General features: G+C 65.9%; 17 protein-coding genes. 4 read left to right on the top strand and 13 right to left on the bottom strand.

Annotated elements, in window-relative coordinates:
• Nucleotides 1-147: 147 nt before the first annotated feature.
• From FSY59_RS08720 to tsaB, 3 genes are read right to left on the bottom strand one after another with little or no spacing between them, the layout of a single operon-like run.
• Nucleotides 148-1059 (bottom strand): uracil-DNA glycosylase family protein, encoded by a 912-nt coding sequence (locus FSY59_RS08720; RefSeq protein ID WP_148728822.1) that lies wholly within the window; start codon nt 1057-1059, stop codon nt 148-150.
• On the bottom strand, nt 1050-1562 hold the full coding sequence (gene rimI, locus FSY59_RS08715; protein ID WP_003060455.1) for a ribosomal protein S18-alanine N-acetyltransferase: 513 nt from the start codon (nt 1560-1562) through the stop codon (nt 1050-1052). Before rimI ends, FSY59_RS08720 begins: the two co-directional genes overlap by 10 nt.
• 7 nt (nt 1563-1569) lie before the next feature.
• Nucleotides 1570-2277, bottom strand: coding sequence for a tRNA (adenosine(37)-N6)-threonylcarbamoyltransferase complex dimerization subunit type 1 TsaB (gene tsaB, locus FSY59_RS08710; protein ID WP_003060457.1), 708 nt, complete (start codon nt 2275-2277; stop codon nt 1570-1572).
• Between the two features lie 173 nt (nt 2278-2450).
• On the opposite strand from tsaB, the gene dacB reads away from it, so the two are divergent.
• The 3 genes from dacB to FSY59_RS08695 all read left to right on the top strand — a co-directional run bounded on the left by dacB (nt 2451) and on the right by FSY59_RS08695 (nt 6034).
• Complete coding sequence (gene dacB / locus FSY59_RS08705; protein ID WP_003060458.1) at nt 2451-3899, top strand: D-alanyl-D-alanine carboxypeptidase/D-alanyl-D-alanine-endopeptidase; 1449 nt, start codon at nt 2451-2453, stop codon at nt 3897-3899.
• Between the two features lie 239 nt (nt 3900-4138).
• Nucleotides 4139-5329 (top strand): SGNH/GDSL hydrolase family protein, encoded by a 1191-nt coding sequence (locus FSY59_RS08700; RefSeq protein ID WP_019044142.1) that lies wholly within the window; start codon nt 4139-4141, stop codon nt 5327-5329.
• 33 nt (nt 5330-5362) lie between these two features.
• Nucleotides 5363-6034, top strand: coding sequence for an OmpW family protein (locus tag FSY59_RS08695; protein ID WP_003060463.1), 672 nt, complete (start codon nt 5363-5365; stop codon nt 6032-6034).
• Nucleotides 6035-6095: 61 nt separating this feature from the next.
• On the opposite strand, the gene FSY59_RS08690 is transcribed toward FSY59_RS08695, so the two are convergent.
• From FSY59_RS08690 to FSY59_RS08645, 10 genes are all read right to left on the bottom strand, one after another.
• Entirely contained in the window at nt 6096-7262 is a 1167-nt protein-coding gene (locus FSY59_RS08690; protein WP_148728821.1) for an acyl-CoA dehydrogenase family protein, read from the bottom strand.
• Nucleotides 7263-7298: 36 nt separating this feature from the next.
• Nucleotides 7299-8180 carry a hypothetical protein gene (locus FSY59_RS08685; protein ID WP_003060467.1) on the bottom strand — a complete coding sequence of 294 codons (882 nt, stop codon included), beginning with the start codon at nt 8178-8180 and terminating at the stop codon, nt 7299-7301.
• Complete coding sequence (locus FSY59_RS08680; protein WP_003060468.1) at nt 8173-9006, bottom strand: ABC transporter permease; 834 nt, start codon at nt 9004-9006, stop codon at nt 8173-8175. The genes FSY59_RS08685 and FSY59_RS08680 overlap by 8 nt, the downstream gene beginning before the upstream one ends.
• Complete coding sequence (locus tag FSY59_RS08675; RefSeq protein ID WP_148728820.1) at nt 9003-9896, bottom strand: ABC transporter ATP-binding protein; 894 nt, start codon at nt 9894-9896, stop codon at nt 9003-9005. The genes FSY59_RS08680 and FSY59_RS08675 overlap by 4 nt, the downstream gene beginning before the upstream one ends.
• Nucleotides 9893-10909 carry an ABC transporter substrate-binding protein gene (locus tag FSY59_RS08670; RefSeq protein WP_003060472.1) on the bottom strand — a complete coding sequence of 339 codons (1017 nt, stop codon included), beginning with the start codon at nt 10907-10909 and terminating at the stop codon, nt 9893-9895. Before FSY59_RS08670 ends, FSY59_RS08675 begins: the two co-directional genes overlap by 4 nt.
• A gap of 110 nt (nt 10910-11019) precedes the next feature.
• Entirely contained in the window at nt 11020-12018 is a 999-nt protein-coding gene (locus FSY59_RS08665) for an L-threonylcarbamoyladenylate synthase (RefSeq protein WP_003060474.1), read from the bottom strand.
• 177 nt (nt 12019-12195) lie between these two features.
• A complete protein-coding gene (locus tag FSY59_RS08660; RefSeq protein WP_003060477.1) occupies nt 12196-13353 on the bottom strand; it encodes a 5-(carboxyamino)imidazole ribonucleotide synthase in 1158 nt (385 codons plus the stop codon).
• An 11-nt stretch (nt 13354-13364) separates the two neighbouring features.
• Nucleotides 13365-13859, bottom strand: coding sequence for a 5-(carboxyamino)imidazole ribonucleotide mutase (gene purE / locus FSY59_RS08655; RefSeq protein ID WP_019044139.1), 495 nt, complete (start codon nt 13857-13859; stop codon nt 13365-13367).
• Nucleotides 13860-13959: 100 nt separating this feature from the next.
• Nucleotides 13960-15372, bottom strand: a complete 1413-nt coding sequence (locus tag FSY59_RS08650; RefSeq protein WP_003060481.1) for a hypothetical protein — start codon at nt 15370-15372, stop codon at nt 13960-13962.
• Nucleotides 15369-16346: an ABC transporter ATP-binding protein gene (locus FSY59_RS08645; RefSeq protein ID WP_003060483.1), complete on the bottom strand. Its 978-nt coding sequence runs from the start codon at nt 16344-16346 to the stop codon at nt 15369-15371. Before FSY59_RS08645 ends, FSY59_RS08650 begins: the two co-directional genes overlap by 4 nt.
• 319 nt (nt 16347-16665) lie before the next feature.
• On the opposite strand from FSY59_RS08645, the gene trxA reads away from it, so the two are divergent.
• Complete coding sequence (gene trxA / locus FSY59_RS08640; RefSeq protein WP_003060488.1) at nt 16666-17616, top strand: thioredoxin; 951 nt, start codon at nt 16666-16668, stop codon at nt 17614-17616.
• Nucleotides 17617-17679 lie beyond the last annotated feature (63 nt).

Here is a 17679-nt window from a genome sequence, read left to right as displayed (position 1 = left end):
CACCGGGAGCTGAAAGCTACCAACTAGGGTAGGTTTCCACGGATGTCTTTCAATAATTCGAAGCCAGTGATTATGCTACGTTGCACTGCAGCATGTCGCGTGCGTCATAGTTGGGGGAGTGGGTAAGCGGGGCTTGTCGCCCGCCTGTCACAGCCCCTTGGTAAACGCGTCGGCCTGCACCAGGTCGGCCCAGGCTCCGGCCTTGGCCTGCGGCGCACGCAGCAGATAGTTGGGGTCGTAGGTCACCACCGTGGGCACGCCTGCAATGTGGTGCGGTTCGGCCCGCAGCCGGCCCAGCGCATCATGGCGGCCCAGCACCGCGCGTGCACTGGCCAGGCCCAGGACCAGCACGCAGTCGGGGCGCAGTTCGCGCAGCAGCGTCTCCAGTGCAGGTTGCAGTGCCTGGGCATGGCTGAGATCGGCATCGGGCGGCGCGCGGTGCAGGGCGGCGCTGAAGACGCGCGGCTTTTCCTGCAGTCCGAGGGCGCGCAGCATATTGTCCAGCAGCCTGGCGGCATCGCCCTGCAGCGCCGTCTGGGCGCAGTCGGCCGCAGGCCTTTGCGCGGGGCTCAGCAGGGGCGGGTTGGCGGCAGGCTCCAGCAGGATCAGCCAGCCGCCTTGCTCGGTGCTTTGCACATGCTGAGGCGCATGGGGGTAGACCAGCTGGGCCGGGCTGATGGTCCAGCCTAGGCCAGGCTCGCCGGCCGGGCCTGCGGCGGGTTGCTGCACGAACTGGCGCGGTTCGTGCGCCCGGTGGCCGGACAGATGCTGGGGCGGTGGACTGACGGGTCTGGCGGTCTGGGCAGGCGGCTGAACCGGTGCCGGCGATGCCTCGGCTGCGGGCGCGGCGGCCTGCGCCACGGGCGGGCTTACGGGGTCCGGCGGCGCCACGCGCATTGCCGGTGCCGCGACGGGCAGGGGCTCGGCGACCGGTAACGGTGCGGCGGCGACTGCAGTGACAGCAGACACTGCCGCGGGTTCCACGGGCTCGGGCAACCAGACGGTGATGCCCATGGCTTCCAGCATGGCCCGCTGGCGGGCGTCCAGGTTCAGGGCCATAGTTTCAGACTCATGAGCACCGCATGTTCGCGCGGGCCGTTGGGGTTGGGGTAGTAGTTCTTGCGCAGACCGACTTCGGCAAAGCCGTGCCTGAGATAGACCTCGCGGGCGCGGGCATTGCTTTCGCGCACTTCCAGCCAGATCCATTGGGCATTCTGCTGTCGCGACCAAAGCGCCAGCGCATCGAGCAGCACGCGCGCCCAGCCCTGGCGCTGGCAGGCCGGATTGACGGTGATATTGAGCAAATGTACCTCGTCCAGCGCCTGCATGGCGACAAAGTAGCCCAGCAACTGGTGATCGGCATCGACCAGCAGCTGTATCTGGTAGCCGGCCACCATGGCATCCTGGAAGTTGCCGCGCGTCCATGGGTGGACATAGGCCTGCTCCTCGATCGGCAGCAGGGTGTCCAGCCAGAGCGCGGACAGCGGCTCGAAATGCACCAGGGATGCCGCATCCTGGGTGCTGGCGTCAGTGGCGAGTGTGGAGCTGCTGGGCAAGGTCATGAGGTGCTTATCGGGAGGCGGCGTCGGAGGCAGCAGCAGCGGCGGCCTTCTCGGCTTCGCGCTCGGCCGTGGTTTTTGCCACTTTATCGCGGATATAGCGCGGCAGCGCCTCTTCGGCCGGCACCGCGCAGCCTTTTGCCAACAGTGCCGGAGCCAGGCGCAGCATGGCCGTGGCCGTGGGCATGGCGTGCACATGGCGGGCGGCGGGCGCCAGCAGCTCGGGGTAGACGGGCTGGGCATTGCCCGCCACGGCATGGCCGGCTGCAGCCTGCAGAGCTTCGGGGGCGCACAGGCCGAAGTCCTCGGGCTCGATCCACTGGCCGTCCACATAGCGGAACGCGGCGTGATAGACCTCGTGCATGCGCGCATCGAGCACGGCCTCTACCTCGGTGCAGCCATGCAGATGACGGGCCTCTTCGGCCACGGTGAGCAGCGAGTCCACGGGCAGCACGGGAACCTTGGCGGCAAACGCCAGACCCTGGGTGATGGCGCAGGCCGTACGCAGGCCCGTGAAGGAGCCGGGACCGCGCCCGAAGGCAATGGCGTCCAGTTGCGCAAAGCTCAGCCCGGCCTCCTTCATGAGCTGGCGGATGGCCGGCAGCAACTGGGCCGACGACTGTTGCGCGCCCGGACCGCTGTGCTGCCAGATGGCATCGCCACGCTGGACGGCAACAAACAAGGTATCGGTACTGGTGTCGATGGCGAGAAGATTCATGTTCGGCGGGGCGTCAGCCGCAGGCGGGCTGGAGCGCAATAAGGGCTGCACTGGGCTGCACTGGGCTGCGGGAGAGGGCAGCGTAGCCCTGCATTATCGGACGCCCGCCGCCAGCTTGCCGCGGGCGCTGCCAATGCCCGGCATGGGCGAAGCCCGGCGTAGACTCTGGCCCCATGCTGCAGACCCCCTTCTTTCTTCGCAAGACCCTGAGCGCGCTGGGCGCATCGTTGCTGGCGCTGCTGGCCCAGCCCGCGCTGGCGCAGTCCCTGCCTGCCGACACCCGCATTCCCGCTGTCGTGGACGCGGCGCTGCAACGCGCCAAGATTCCGCGCGATGCCGTATCGCTGCTGGTGATGAATGTGGATGGCAGATCGCCACCGAACCTGGCCTGGCGCACGCACCAGGCCATGAATCCGGCCTCGGTCATGAAGCTGGTCACCACCTATGCGGCGCTCGACCAGCTCGGCCCGGCCTATGTCTGGCGCACGCCCGTCTATCTGGGCGGCCCGGTGGTCGATGGTGCCCTGCGCGGCAACCTCTACATCCAGGGCCAGGGCGACCCCAAGCTGGTGCTGGAGCGCCTGTGGCTGATGCTGCGCCGCCTGCAAGGCATGGGCATCAAGGTCATCGTGGGCGATATCGTGCTGGACCGCAGCGCCTTTCAGCTGCCCGCGCATGATGCGGCGGTCTTCGACAACGAGCCCTGGCGGCCCTACAACGCCTCGCCCGATGCGCTGCTGATCAACTACAAGGCCGTGGCGCTGAATATTGCTCCCGATGCAGGAGCTGGTGTCGCTCGTATTCAGTACGATCCACCAATGTTTGGCATGGAAAACCAGCAAACAGTTGCGCTGGCTGCTCCTGCTTCTGATTGCGGCGACTGGCGCAGCAAAATGCAGCTGGACATGAACAATCCGCAGCGCATCGCCTTCAACGGCAGCTATCCGGCAAGCTGCGGCGACAAGAGCTGGTCCATCGCACCGGCGCAGCCCGAGCGCTTTGCGGCCAAGGCCATAGAAGGCATGTGGCGCGAGCTGGGCGGCAAGCTCACCGGCGCCGTGCGCGACGGCAGCGTGCCCCAGGGCCTGCAGCCGGCGTTCCAGCTGGAATCTCCGGCACTGTCCGAAGTGGTGCGCGACATCAACAAATACAGCAACAACATCATGGCCCAGCATGTGCTGCTCACCCTGGGCATGCAGCGCACCGGCGTGGCCAGCTTCGACTCTGCCAGGCAGTCGCTGGCCCAGTGGTGGGCCGCGCGCTGGGGCAATGCCGAGCAGCCCGTGGTGGACAACGGTGCAGGCCTGAGCCGCAATGCCAGCATCACGGCCAGCGGACTGGGGCAGATGCTGCAGAACGCCTGGGTCTCGCCCGTGATGCCCGAGTTCGTCTCCTCCATGCCCATCGTCGGCGTGGACGGTACGCTGCGCCGCAGCAAGAGCCGCTTTGCGGGCGCGGCCCACCTCAAGACCGGCAGCCTGCGCGACTCGGCGGCACTGGCCGGCTATGTCGACGGTGCCAGCGGCCAGCGCTATGTGCTGGTAGCCATGGCCAACCATGCCAATGCGGCCGCGGCGCGTACGGCCTGGGATGCACTGGTGGACTGGACGGCGGCACAGTAGCCGCCCGGGGGCGGCCGCTCTATCCCTGCCCAATTGCCCCCCTTTGCCAGCCTCGACAAACCGGACCCAGGTCCGGTTTTTTTGTTGCGTGACAGCCTGATGACCAGTTTCTTGGGCGTTGGATTTTTGTCCGACCATCGGTAATTGCCCGATAACAACGCCTGGATGAGTGTCGCTAGGATGACGCTGAGGAAAAAAGCACGACCGTGCGATTCACAACACCTCAGGAGAACATCATCTTGGCAAGCAAACTCAAACTCTTGGCGGCGGCAATGGCAACGGTGGGCCTGCTGGCGGCCTGCGGCGGCGGAGGCGGAGCCGATACCACCCCCAAGGCCAAGGTCACTTCGGTCAAGGTCATGGGCGACAGCCTCTCGGACAGCGGCACCTTCGGCTACAAGTTCACCGTGCAGGGCAACGATCCGACGACCGGCAAGCCCTATCTGGTCTGGCCTGAGCGCATTGCCGATCTCTACAGCACCTCGCTGTGCGCGCATTACAAGCCCACCAGCCAGACCACGTTTGTGACCGCCAATGCCGGCTGCACCAACTACGCCATCGGCGGCGCGCAGATCAACTATGTCGATGCCTCCGGCCAGGTGGTGAACTCGCCCATCTCCGTGCTGCAGCAGATCAAGGATGCGGGCGCGGCCGGTGTGTCCTCCAACGACCTGATCCTCATCGATGGCGGCGCCAATGACGCAGCCGCGCTGATCACGGCCGTGCTGACCTATCAGTCGGCGGCTGCAACCTATGCCGTGACGGGTTCGCCTGCCGATGGCGCCAAGGCGCTGGCGGCGCAGAAGTACCTGCAGGCCTTCCTGGCTTCCAAGATCGATACGGCAACGCTGACGGCCCTGCTGTCCCAGGGCTCGGACGGCATCGTCAAGGCCGGCGGCCTGTACATGCAGACGCTGGCCCAGAACCTGGCGACCAGCATGCAGACGGATCTGCTGGCCAAGGGCGCCACGCGCATCGCCGTGCTGAACATCCCGGCCATCCAGATGACCCCCAAGTTCACCACCGTGCTGGCCCAGATCGCCCAGGCCCAGGGCACGGCTGCCTCCAAGCAGGCCGAAGCCCTGCTGGACGGCTGGGTGAGCGCGTTCAACGCCACCCTGAAGACCGCCGCAGGCAATGACAGCCGCATTGCCGTGGTGGATTTCTATACCGAGTTCAAGAGCCAGATCTCCAACCCTGCGGCCTACAACTTCACCAATGCCACGGTGGCAGTCTGCTCCAAGATCGGTACCGATGAGCTGTCCACCTGCAGTGCCGACAAGCTGGCCGCCAACATTCCTCAGGGCGAAACCAGCCCCGACTGGTGGAAGAGCTATGTCTTCGCCAACAGCTTCCACCCCACCCCTTACGGCTACCAGCAGATGGGTCAGCTGGTGTCGCGTTCGCTGGCACAGGCCGGCTGGCTCTAAGCCCATCCGCAGCAAGAATCAGGAGAGACAACAATGAAGAAACCTATGCGGATTTCTGCCGCCGTTCTGGCCCTGACGGCCTGCGGCCTGGCCGGCGCCCAATCTGCGGGCACCTGGTCGGCACGTGTGGGCATCACCCATCTGTCGCCCGATGTGAGCAGCGGCAATCTGTCGGCCCCATCCTTTCCCAACACCAAGGTCGACGCAGGCAGCAACACCCAGCTGGGTGGCGGCATCACCTATATGGTGACCGACAATCTGGCGCTGGACGTGCCTCTGGCGACGCCCTTCAAGCATGACCTGACGGGAGCCGGCGCGATTGCCGGCGTGGGCAAGCTGGGCAGCACCAAGGCGATACCGGCGACGCTGATGCTGCAGTACCGCTTCAACGAGGCCAAGGCGGCGTTTCGCCCCTATGTGGGAGCCGGCGTGACCTATGCCCATTTCTATGGCGAAAAGACCACGGCCACGCTCAACGGTCTGAGCGGCGGCACGCTGGCCAATCCGACCACGGCCGAGCTCGACGACAAGTTCGGTGCGCTGGCGCAGCTGGGCTTTGTCTACCAGTTCAACGAGCGCTGGTTTGTGGATGCGTCCTACTCCAAGAGCTTTCTGAAGACCAAGATCCACCTGTCTTCGGGCCAGAGCATCAGCGTCAGGCTCAATCCCGATGTGTTTTCCATGGCCATAGGCTACCGCTTCTGAGGCTGCGCGGCCGATACGAAAAATCCGGGCTGGTCCCGGATTTTTCTTTTTGGCTGCGGCTTCAGTTGTAGTGCTGCGCCGAAGGCTCCTCGCCATGCACGGCCCAGCGGCCCAGGGCCTGGAGCTTGTAGTCCAGCGGATCGTGCAGGGTATGGGTGCGCACATTGCGCCAGAAGCGGTCGAAGCCGAGGTCGGCATGGGTGCCGCGTGAGCCCACCACATCAAACATTTCCTGGGTGGCGAACAGGGTGCAGCGATGCGCCATGACCTTGGCTTCGAAGACGGCGATGGCCACCTCGGCACGTTCCGCCGCGCTCAGCCCAGGGCCGCGCTCCCAGGCTTTTTGCAGCAGCGCTGCGCCGTGGTCGGCCATCAGGGCGGCCCCCGAAATCTGGGCCTGCATCTCGCCCATGCGGCGCAGCAGATAGGGATCGTCGGTGGCGCGCTCCACCGCCGAGCCCAGCCAGGGCCGGCCATGTTCGCGCGCGTAGTCGCGTGCCTGCCGGCGCGCGCCCTGGGCCACGCCGACAAACAGATTCACCAGCACCAGCTGCGCCAGGCAGTTGCGCAGCGTATGAAAGGCCGTGACTTCGGCATTCTCGTCGCGCATGACGGCGCTGGCGGGAAGCTGGACGCGATTGAACTGCACCGAGCCGCTGTCGGTCTGACGCTGGCCCATGGGGTTCCAGTCGTCCTTGACGGCAATGCCGGGCGAAGCGGTCTCAAGCAGGCCCAGAACGGGCTGCGCATGGCCTGCCACGCTGGCCGATACCGTCAGGTAGTGAGAGCCGCGTGTGCCCGAGCAAAAACCTTTCAGACCGTCGAGCACATAACCGCCGGCCAGCTCCGAGCTGCGGGGCAGAGCCTGCAGACGCGTGTCGCGCGGGTTCAGCGCATTGCCCCACCAGCCGTTCTCATCGATGGTGCGGCGCAGCCAGAGGCGCTGCTGCTGGCGCGAGCCATAGATCAGCACGGTGGCGACCTGGAGCTGGTGAAACGCCAGCACATGGGCCAGGGCGCTGTCGACTGCGGCCAGGGCCCGGACATGGCGGTAGATGTCGGGCCAGCTCAGCGCATCGCCGCCATGTTCGCGGGGGATCGCCAGGCGCAGCAGGCCGGCATCGCGCAGCAAGGCTTTTTCCGCTGCCGCATGGCCGCCCTGGCGGTCGCGTGCGACGGCAGTTTTTTCCAGGGTGCCGAGTACATCGTTGAAGTGGCTGGAGAACATGGTGAAAAAGGTGGAGAGCGGAAAAGAGGCGGGTGGTCAGTGGCAGATGGCTCCGTCTTCCAGCAAGGAAGCTTCCAGAGCAATCGTGCTGACACGGTTATCCTGCGCACGTTGCTGCAGACCGCTGCGCTGCCATTGCTGGATGGCGTGCTGCAGCCAGCGGGTGGACTGCGCATCGGCCTTGGTCAGACGGACATGGGCCTGATCCGTGGTGCGAAAGCGGTTGCCCAGACGGGTGTAGAAGCGCCAGTTGTCCTGTTGCAGCAGGCGCGCGATGACCTCTGGAGACTCGGCCAGAACATGGCATTTGCCGGCCAGGAAATCGCTGACTGCATGAATGCTGGATGGCGCGAAAAGAGGCTGCAGGCCCTGGGCCTGCAAGGTGCTGGCAGAGGCCTGACCCGTGGCGACGCAGGCCGTGGGTCTGGGGGCGGCCTTCTGCCCCACATGCGGCAGCCAGGAGCTCCAGTGACCAGGGGCATGGCGGCTCCAGAGGGAGGCCTGCTGCTTGAGCACCAGCAGTTGCAGGCTCTGCGGCATATAGCTGCCGCCGGTCTGTCGATCAGCAGCGACCGGGCCGTCCTGCAGCGCCACGCCTTCGAGCACCAGGTCGGCATCGCTTGCGGGGGTGATTTTGACACTGGTGCCCAGTTGCCGGCCCAGCCAGTCCGCCAGGGCCTGATCGTAGACATCCGGCTCTGGCGGCAAGGGTTCGCCGGGCAGGGAAGGGCGCGCATAGCTGCGCAGGGCCACATGGAGCACGCCATGGCGCTGCGCCTGCTGCAGCACCGGGCCTGCAGCCTGCGTGCCGCCGAGATCCGGCAGTGCCGGCCACAGCACGCCGGCTCCCGCGGCAGCGGCTGCCAGCGCGGTGCCGGCCAGGACCAAACGCCGCCAGGATTGCGCGGCGCTACTCATGAAATTCCAGTCCGCTGCGCCAGCGTGTCAGGCGCTTTTCCAGCAAGGCCAGCCCATAGTTGAGGGCCAGGCCCAGAACGGCCAGCAGCACGATGCCGGCATACATGCTGGGGATCTGGAAGATCTCCTGAGAGTTCAGCGTGAGAAAGCCCAGGCCCGCATGCGAGCCGATCATCTCGGCGGCGACCAGCGCGGTGATCGAATAGGCACCCGCCAGTCGGATGCCGGTGAAGATGGACGGTGCCGCCGCCGGCAGGATGACTTTGAAGAAGATGAAGCCGCGCGAGGCCCCCATGGACAGCGCCGAATGAATCAGCAGCTTTTCCACCTGCTTGACGCCGCTGATGGTGTTGAGCAGCACCGGCCAGAAGGCGGCCCAGAAGATGATGGCGATCTTGGAGGCTTCACCGATGCCGAAGAACAGCAGAAAGACCGGAAACAGCGCCAGGGCCGAGACCTGACGGAACAGCTGCAGCAAGGGATCGACAAAGGCTTCGAAGCGGCGCACCACGCCCATCAGCAGCCCCAGCGCCACGCCTGCCACGACGGCCAGAATCAGGCCTGCCAGCGAGCGTTGCAGGCTGGCCGCCATATGCTTGCCCAGCTGGCCGGTCTGCGCCAGCTGGACGATGGCCGCCAGAACCGCGGATGGCGGGCTGAGAAAGGCCGAATTGACCAGACCCGCGCGCGGCAGCAATTCCCAGATGGCAAAGAACAGCAGCACGCAGGCTGAGCGCTCCAGCCATTGCAGCCCGAGTTGCCGGGAGGAAAGCAGCGACACCGGCTTGGCGGGGCGCCGGGATGGGGATGCGGCCAGTTGGCTCATATGGCAAATCCTCGCAAGGCCAGGCTGAAATCAGGGGCGGTGGGCAGCAGCGGTGCCAGCGGTTGCTGGCGGTGGCCGCTGGCAAAGGCGACTTCGTCGCGCAGCACATCCCAGGCCTGTTCGCGCAGCTGCACAAAGGCCGGGGCATGGCGTATCCCGGCTGGGCGCGGACGCGGCAGCGCTATGTCCAGAACGGATTTGATGCGACCGGGCCGGTGCGTCATGACGGCGATGCGATCCGACAGATAGATGGCTTCATCGAGGCTGTGGGTGATGAAGACGATGGTGGTCTTGTGCTGCTCCCAGATGCGCAGCAGCTCGGACTGCAGGATTTCTCGTGTCTGGGCATCCAGGGCGGCAAACGGTTCGTCCATCAGCAGCAGGCTGGGCGAATAGGCCAGGGAGCGGGCGATGGCCACGCGCTGACGCATCCCGCCCGAGAGTTCGTGCGGGTAGCGCTGGCCGAAGCCGGCCAGGCCCACCAGGTGCAGAAACTGCTCGGCAGTCTCCCGGCGCTCGCGTTTGGGAATCTTGCGGATCTCCAGCCCGACCTCGATGTTCTCCAGCACGGTGCGCCACGGAAACAGCGCATAGCCCTGGAACACCACGCCCTGCTCGCGGTTGATGCCGCTGGCCGGCTGGCCGTCGATGCTGATGCTGCCACCTGTCTTGCGCGCCAGCCCGGCCAGCACATTGAGAAACGTGGACTTGCCGCAGCCCGAGGGCCCGAGGAGGGTGAAGAACTCGCCTTCTCGGATATCGAGATTGAAGTCCTGCAGGGCGGCGATCTGCTGCTTGCGGCCGCGCTCGTCGGCAATGGCGAAATCCATGCGGACATCGCGTGCCCGGATCTTGATGGCGGAGCCAGAGTCGTCGAGGGCCGTGCTCATGTCGCCGCTCCCTTGGCAAAGAGGTTGAATTCGTTGGTGTACACATCCTTGACTGCCACCTTGCCCGGCTGCAGCTTGCCTTCACGCTCCAGCACGTCAATGTAGTACTGGATGGGCGGCTCAGTGATGATCTGGTCGTCCACATAGGCATAGCGCTCCACATGCTTGAGCTCCATGCCCAGACGCTCGGCCGTGTAGCGGCGCGCCTCGTCGGTGTTGGCGTTGACCCAGTTGCCGGCCTTGGCGATGGCCGTGACCACATCGCGCACGGCCTGCGGGTTCTCGCGCGCAAACTTGCCGTTGACGCTGTAGGGCGCCATGCCGCCCAGGCCGCGGTCCAGGTCGTAGTCGGTCCACAGGCGCTGCAGCTCGGGGTTGGCCTCGGCTCCGCCGGAATGGGGTGGGTGGATGATGGCCAGATCCACATTGCGGCCGATCACGGCCTGCTCGCCCTGGTTGTCGGGAACGACCAGGAAGTTGATCTTGTCGACGTCGGCGCCGTGCTCGCGGAAATAGGTCTTGGAGACAAACTCGGCGCAGGCGCCGAAGCTGTTGAAGCCTATGGTCTTGCCTTCCAGATCCCTGGGCGTGCGGATGCCCGAATCCTTGCGCACGAAGTACTTCATATGCGGTGCCTCCTGCAGCGTCTTGCTGCCGGCGGCAATCACCTTCATGTCGGCCCCGGCCGCAATGGCCGAAATCACCAGCGGCACCATGCGCGAGCCGAAATGGATGTCGCCCGTGCCGACCAGCGGAATGATCTGGGGGGCGGCAATCTTGCCCACGTAGTTGGGGCGGGTGGAGGTCCCGTCGAAGTAGCCCAGTCTGTCGGCGAGATAGATCAGGTCGAAAGAGGGGTTGTCGGGGTAGTTGAAGGGAACGACCTTGCCATTTTGTGCCGTGCGGCTCGTTTCGCTGCTGGCCTGGTTGTCGGAGCGCGAGCAAGCCGCCAAGCCCAGGGATGCAGCACTGATGGACAGAAGCTTGCCAAGCGCGTCGCGACGGGTTCCCATGGTTCTAACCTTTGAAGTTGCTGTTGAAGCAAGCGAGGTTAGAGAAGGCGTTTAATAAAGAAAACGAATAAAAATTTGTATCTTTACTTGAAAATCAGCTAAGGGGTCGCTCAGCCCGCAGCCGCCGCACGCTGCAGGCGGTCGCGCACGCCTTCCCAGTCGGCGGTGTCGGGCGGGGTCTCGATCCAGATCAGCTTGGCGCCCCAGTCGTCGAAATTGCGCAGCATGCCGAACAGCTCACGGGCCACGTCGCGCGGCTCGTCGGACATGCGGCGCAGCAGCAGCTGGGCTGTGGTGACATTGAGGGGACCGCGGTGATAGATGGCAATATTCCTGCCATCCTTGCCCAGGATGTCCAGCGCCGATTGCAGCTGTCCGGCATCCATGAGCCGCACCTTGGCGTTGGGCGCGTAATGCGCCAAAAGAGTTCCCGATGCACGCGGGGTATCAGCAGTCAGCTCTTCTTTCGAGAGCGGTCGCAGGCCGCAGGCACGCTCGATATCGTCACGCGTGATGGCGCCGGGGCGCAGCAGCACGGGCACGCCCCGCGTGCAGTCGACTATTGTCGATTCAATGCCCACTTCGCAGGCACCGCCATCGAGCACCAGCAGTGCTTCGCCAAACTCGGTGGCCACATGCTCGGCCGTGGTGGGGCTGACGCGGCCGAACTTGTTGGCGCTGGGGGCCGAGACGCCCCAGACCGGCGGATCGAGCTGCTGGCAGGCCTGCAGCACCGCATGGGCCACGGGGTGGGACGGGCAGCGCAGGCCCACGCTGTCCTGGCCCCCGGTCGATGCCTTGGCAGCATGCGGCAGGCGCGGCAGGATCAGGGTCAGCGGGCCGGGCCAGAACGCATCGATCAGCTGCTGGGCAAAGACCGGGACTTCCTTGGCATAGCGGGTGATGGCGGCGGCATCGGCCACATGCACGATCAGCGGATGGTTGGCCGGGCGCCCCTTGGCTGCAAAGATCTGCGCCACGGCGGCATCGTTGTCGCTGTCTGCGGCCAGACCGTAGACCGTCTCGGTGGGCAGGCCCAGCAGCCGGCCTTGCTGCAGGGCGAGCGCAGCGGCTTGCACCGAGGCTTCCAGCGTTCCATCCAAGATCATTTCAATTCCTCTTTCATGCACTGCGCCGCCGTATGTGCGGTGCTTTTGCGCTTGCAGAGCATCAGCGAAGGACGCCGAGCAAGGGCCGCCCCGCAGCGAGGGCGTCGTCCCCCTCCCGCGTAGCGAGAGAGGGGGAAGCGGCGGGGCCGCCTAGGCAAAGCCGCTCAGGGGGTGTTATCAGAACGCGTCAATGCCCAGGATCTCGGCCGCCTTCAAAGCGGTTTCACGCGCTTTTTCGGGGCTGGCCGCAGTGATGTTCAAGTGGCCCATCTTGCGGGCTGGCTTGGCATCGACCTTGCCGTACAGATGCAGGTGGGCGCCTGGCAGGGCCAGGATCTGATCCCAGGCCGGGGCCTTGGCGGTTTCGCCGTCCTTGAACCACAGATCGCCCAGCAGGTTGAGCATGACGGTGGCGCTGTGCTGGCGCGGCTGCACCAGGGGCAGATTGGTCATGCAGCGCACTTGCAGCTCGAACTGCGACACATCCATCGCGTTCTGGCTGTAGTGGCCGCTGTTGTGCGGGCGCGGTGCGATCTCGTTGACCACCAGCTGGCCGTTGTCCAGCACAAAGAATTCCACGCAGAGCACGCCCACGTAGTCGAGGCCGATAGCTACGGACTTCGCAGCGGCTACCGCTTGCTCGGCCTGTGCTGCGGGCACGTTGCCTTCGTAGACCTCGGTCACGGCCAGAATGCCGTCGCGGTGCAGATTGCGCTGCACGGGCAGGTTGACGATGTCGCCATTGCGGCCACGGGCCACGATGACCGAGCATTCATGCGCCAGCGGCAGCATTTTTTCGAGCACGCAGGCCACCTGCTTGAGCTCGCTCCAGGCCTTGATCAGCTCGTCGCGGGTCTTGACGCGGATCTGCCCCTTGCCGTCATAGCCCATGCGTGCGGTCTTGAGGATGCCGGGCAGCAGCGCGTCGTTGACGGCCGCCAGCTGCTCGGCCGTCTCGATCACGGCATAGGGGGCGCAGGGCACGCCGCACTTCACGAAGTGGGCTTTTTCGGCTGCGCGGTCCTGGGCGATCGCCACGGCCGAACCGGCGGGCGATACGGGCAGGCTCTCGGCCAGCTTGTTCAGCGAGCCGGCGGGCACGTTTTCGAATTCGGTGGTCACGGCCGCGCAGAGTCCGGCCAGCTCGGCCAGGCCCTTGGCGTCTTCGTAGCCGGTGCGCACATGCTGGTGGCTGACCAGACCGGCGGGGCTGGTCTCGTCCTTGTCCAGCACGGCGGTGAAATAGCCCATGGCCTGAGCGGCATGGGCAAACATGCGGCCCAGCTGACCGCCGCCCAGCACGCCGAGGGTCGCACCCGGCAGTATCACTTGCATGTCGCGGGCGCTCATGCGTTCACCGGCAGGGTCATGTTGCGGGCCGCCTCGGTCTGCTCGGCACGGAAGGCTTCGAGCTTTTTGCGCAGCTCGGCGTCTTCGCTGGCCAGCAGGGCCACGGCAAACAGGGCCGCATTGGCCGCACCGGCATTGCCGATGGCAAAGGTGGCCACGGGCACGCCCTTGGGCATCTGCACGATGGAGTGCAGCGAGTCCACGCCTTGCAGGTGGCGGCTGGCCACGGGCACGCCGAGCACGGGCACGGTGGTCTTGGCGGCAATCATGCCGGGCAGGTGGGCAGCACCGCCGGCGCCGGCGATGATGGCCTTGAGGCCACGGTCGGCTGCGGCTTCGGCAAAGCGGAACATGTCGTCCGGCATGCGGTGGGCCGATACGACCTGGGCTTCAAAAGCGATACCGAATTGCTGGAGGATGGCAACTGCGTGTTGCATGGTGTCCCAGTCGCTGCTGGAACCCATGACCACGCCAACTTGGATGGGGTTCATGTTCTTCAGGGCGCTGCCGCCCGGCCTAGTGGAACCCCTGATTTTACGTTTTCGCTGCATTGCCGGGCAGCTGTGGGGCAAAGCCACCCGGTCAAAGCATCTATGACCCCCGGATGCGGGCGGCCGCGTTGTCGCGTGCAAAGCCCAGCACGCGGTCCCTGAAGACATGGACGACCCAGGCCAGCGCAGCCAGGGTCTGCAGGCTCAGAGAGGCCCAGGGCAGATAGCTCAGCCAGGAACCGGCCTGCGTTGCCGCATCCGAAGGAGCCATCCACATGGCCACGACCGGCTGGACCAGCATGGCGCCCCTATGGCCGCCTGCGCCATAGGCCAGCAGCGGCGCGGCGATGTTGAGGATCAGCCAGGCGACGACAAACGAGGCCAGCGGGGACTTGAGCTTGCCTGCCAGCAGGGCGAAGCCGGTCAGCAGCAGGCAGTCGCGCAGCAGATGCAGGCACAGATAGAGGGTGAAGCTGTTGAGTTCGCCGCTGATGGCCGCCTCCAGGCTTTGGGGGGCGAACAGCAGCAGCAAGGCCATGGCAAAGCCCAGCAGCAGGCTGACCGGCCACAGCGGCAGCGCCTCGAGTGCCTCACGCCAGCGCTGGCGGCTGACCGACCATTGCACCTGGCGCCAGGCGCGCAGATGCTGGTCCATGTGCTGCAGGGCGACATAGGCGGTGCCGATCAGCGCGATCCAGGCGGTGCTGCTGAAAAATGCGGCAATGCCCAGGTTGAGCGTGCCGGCCGCGAAAAATCCCGTCAGTGCCAGGCCCAGCGGCCAGGCCCAGGGCAAGGTATGTACATCGAGTCGGGTGCAGAGCTGGCGCCACAGGGCCAGCAGGCCCAGGCCCAGTATCAGCGCACCGGCCAGATAGGCCAGGCCCAGGCCGCCCACGTCCAGGCCCCACCAGAACACCGGCGCGGCATCGCTGTCCACCATGCCTTTGTAGACATGGTCGATAAAGGGGCCGGGGGCGAAGAACAGCAGCAGCAGGGGCAGCAGGGCCGCACGCCGGCGATTGACGGGCCTGTCCCTCAGTCCCCAGCTCATGAGCACGGAGTTCATGGCCCAGGTCTGCAGGCCCAGGCCCCAGAGCACGGCCAGGCCAATCGTGTGCTGCAGCTTCAGGGGCTCCAGTGCCCAGAAGTGGGTCACGCCCACCACGGCCAGCGCAAACCACAGCACATACAGCCAGGCCGGCAAGGTGGCGCCCAGCAGCTTGCCCCAGGCCATCTGCCAGGGCGTGAGCACGGACAGGCGTTGCCAGTCCCAGGTGTTCTGGCTGGCTTCCTCGGCCAGGCTGCGCCCGGCCAGCACGCTGCCGTAGATGATGGCCGCCAGGTACAGGCCGGCGATGGCGGTCATGCTCAGCGTGCCGGGCAGACCCTTGGCAGAGGACAGGGCGAAGGGCAGGGCCAGGATGAGCAGGCTCAGGCCCAGGCTCCAGGCCAGCAGCGACGGGCGCCAGTTCAGCCAGAGTTGGCGCTGGAATTCGGGATTGCGTTGGCTCATGCTTGCTCCTGACTTTCGGTATCGCGGGACTGGGCCGTGCGCGCATAGCGGTCCTGCAGCCGCTCGCGCACCGGGTACAGCGCGGCGACCGGAATGCCGGCTTGCACCAGCTGGGCCAGCCATTGGGCGCGTGCACCGGCGGCTGCAGGCAGCCACAGCTGAATCGGACGGCGGCCCGTGGTGTCGAAGTCCTGCACCGAGGTGCTCAGCAAGGCCTGACGCAGGCGCGTCTCCAGCCCTTCGTCCGGCTCCATGGCCACTTCCAGCGCATAGAGCTGGGGCTGCTGGCCGGCGACGGCGGGCTGGCCCTCGCCATGGGCGTTCTGCAGCGCCTCGTGGCTTTCGATGCGGCCGTCGCGGATGCTCAGGATGTGGGTGCAGTACTCGTCCAGCTCGCTGAGGATGTGGCTGGAGACGATCAGCGTCATGCCCTGGGCCTGCAGCTGGCGGAACAGCGTCGAGAGGCTGCTGCGCGCATCGGGGTCGAGGCCGCTGGCCGGCTCGTCAAGCAGCAGCACGCTGGGCTGGTGGACGATGGCCTGGCCGATCGCCACGCGCTGGCGCTGGCCGCGCGAGAGTTCGGTCGGGTGGCGGTGCAGCAGCTGCGTCAGGCCCAGTTGCTGGGCCACCTGCTGCACGCGGGCCTCCACGCCGTCGGGTGCCACGCCCATGGACAGGGCCGAGTACTGCAGGCAGCGCGTCACGCTGAGCCGGTCGTACAGGCCGTAGAAATCCGAGAGATAGCCCAGGTGGCGATGCACCTCGCGCGGCTGCTGCTCGACCGACAGGCCCTTGACGCGCACCTGGCCCGACAGCGGCTGCTCGAGTCCGGCGATGCAGCGCATCAGCGTGGACTTGCCGGCGCCGTTGGGCCCGACGAGTGCCGTCACGCTGCCCGCAGCGATGGACAGGCTCACGCCGTCGAGGGCGCGGTGGCCCGGATATTCAAACACCAGTTGTGAAACTTCAATCAAGTCTGCGCTCCTTGGTTCGCAAGCAATATAGCCCAGGGGCGAGCACGGTTGCGGTGCGGTTACTCTTGAAACCGTAGCTGCTTGCGCATGCATTCCATTGGTTTTCGGCATAAAACACCTCGAATCGACCTTGAAACATGCGCAAGCTGCTCCCATCTGAGTAGCAAAGACCCGGTTCGGCCTGGTCTATGGCTTGCGCTCGCGCATTTGCGTGGAGAATCGCAGCATCGCGCGGTGGGCACTCTGCTGGAGTGGCCGGCTCGCAGACTTTTCAGCGCCGCTGCCCGCGTGGCAGCGCACAAGCAGCATTGGGAATCACATGATTGACGTCACCCTCGAGAATTTTGAAGCCGAAGTCGTAGCCGCCTCCATGGCAGTGCCCGTGCTGGTGGACTTCTGGGCGCCTTGGTGCGGCCCCTGCAAGACGCTGGGTCCGGTGCTGGAAAAGCTGGAAGTCGCCTATGAGGGCCGCTTCAAGCTGGTCAAGATCGACTCCGATCAGGAGCAGCAACTGGCCAGCATGTTCGGCATTCGCTCCATCCCGACCTGCGTGCTGATGATCGGCGGCAAGCCCGTGGACGGCTTCATGGGCGCCCAGCCCGAAGGCAAGCTGCGCGAGTTCCTGGACAAGCATCTGCCCTCCGAAGGCGAGCTGGCGGCCGAGGCCGATGCCGACGAAGCCCAGGCCCTGCTGGAGTCCGGCGACACCCAGGCGGCGCTGCAGAAGCTGGCCGATGCGCTGGCGGCCGACCCGGCCAATGACGATGCGCGCTTTGACTATGTGCGCCTGCTGATCGCCACCGGCAGCTTCGAGGAGGCTGCGGCACTGCTGGCCGAGCCCGTCAAGCGCATTCCCCAGCCGCTGCGCTTCGAAGCGCTGAACCAGTGGCTCAAGGCGCTGGAATTCGCCGTGCAGGGCGACAATGCCGACGTGGCCAAGTACGACGCCGCCATCGCGGCCAACAAGCGCGACTTCGACGCCCGCTTTGGCCGCGCCCGTGCCCTGCTGGCCCACAGCCAGTGGACTGATGCCATGGACGAAATGCTCGAAATCATCATGCGCGACAAGACCTGGAACGATCAGGCGGCGCGCAAGCTCATCGTCGGCGTGCTGGAGCTGCTGACCCCGCCCAAGCCCAAGAAGCAGGACGCCGTGCCCGGCAAGACCAGCGGCGGCATCGAGCTGCTGGGCAAGAGCAGTGCCGAGCAGGACGAGGCCACGGCGCTGGTCAACAGCTATCGCCGCAGGCTGAGCATGGCGTTGAATTGAAGGCTCCCCCTGAGGCGCTTGCGCCTTCCCCCTCTCTCTACGCGCTTCGCGCTATGGGAGGGG

Source organism: Comamonas sp. Z3 (assembly GCF_008121565.1).
Classification (GTDB): Bacteria; Pseudomonadota; Gammaproteobacteria; order Burkholderiales; family Burkholderiaceae_C; genus Comamonas; species Comamonas brasiliensis.
The sequence above is the reverse complement of the archived record's forward strand: the minus strand, read 5'-3'. Positions and strand labels throughout refer to the sequence as shown.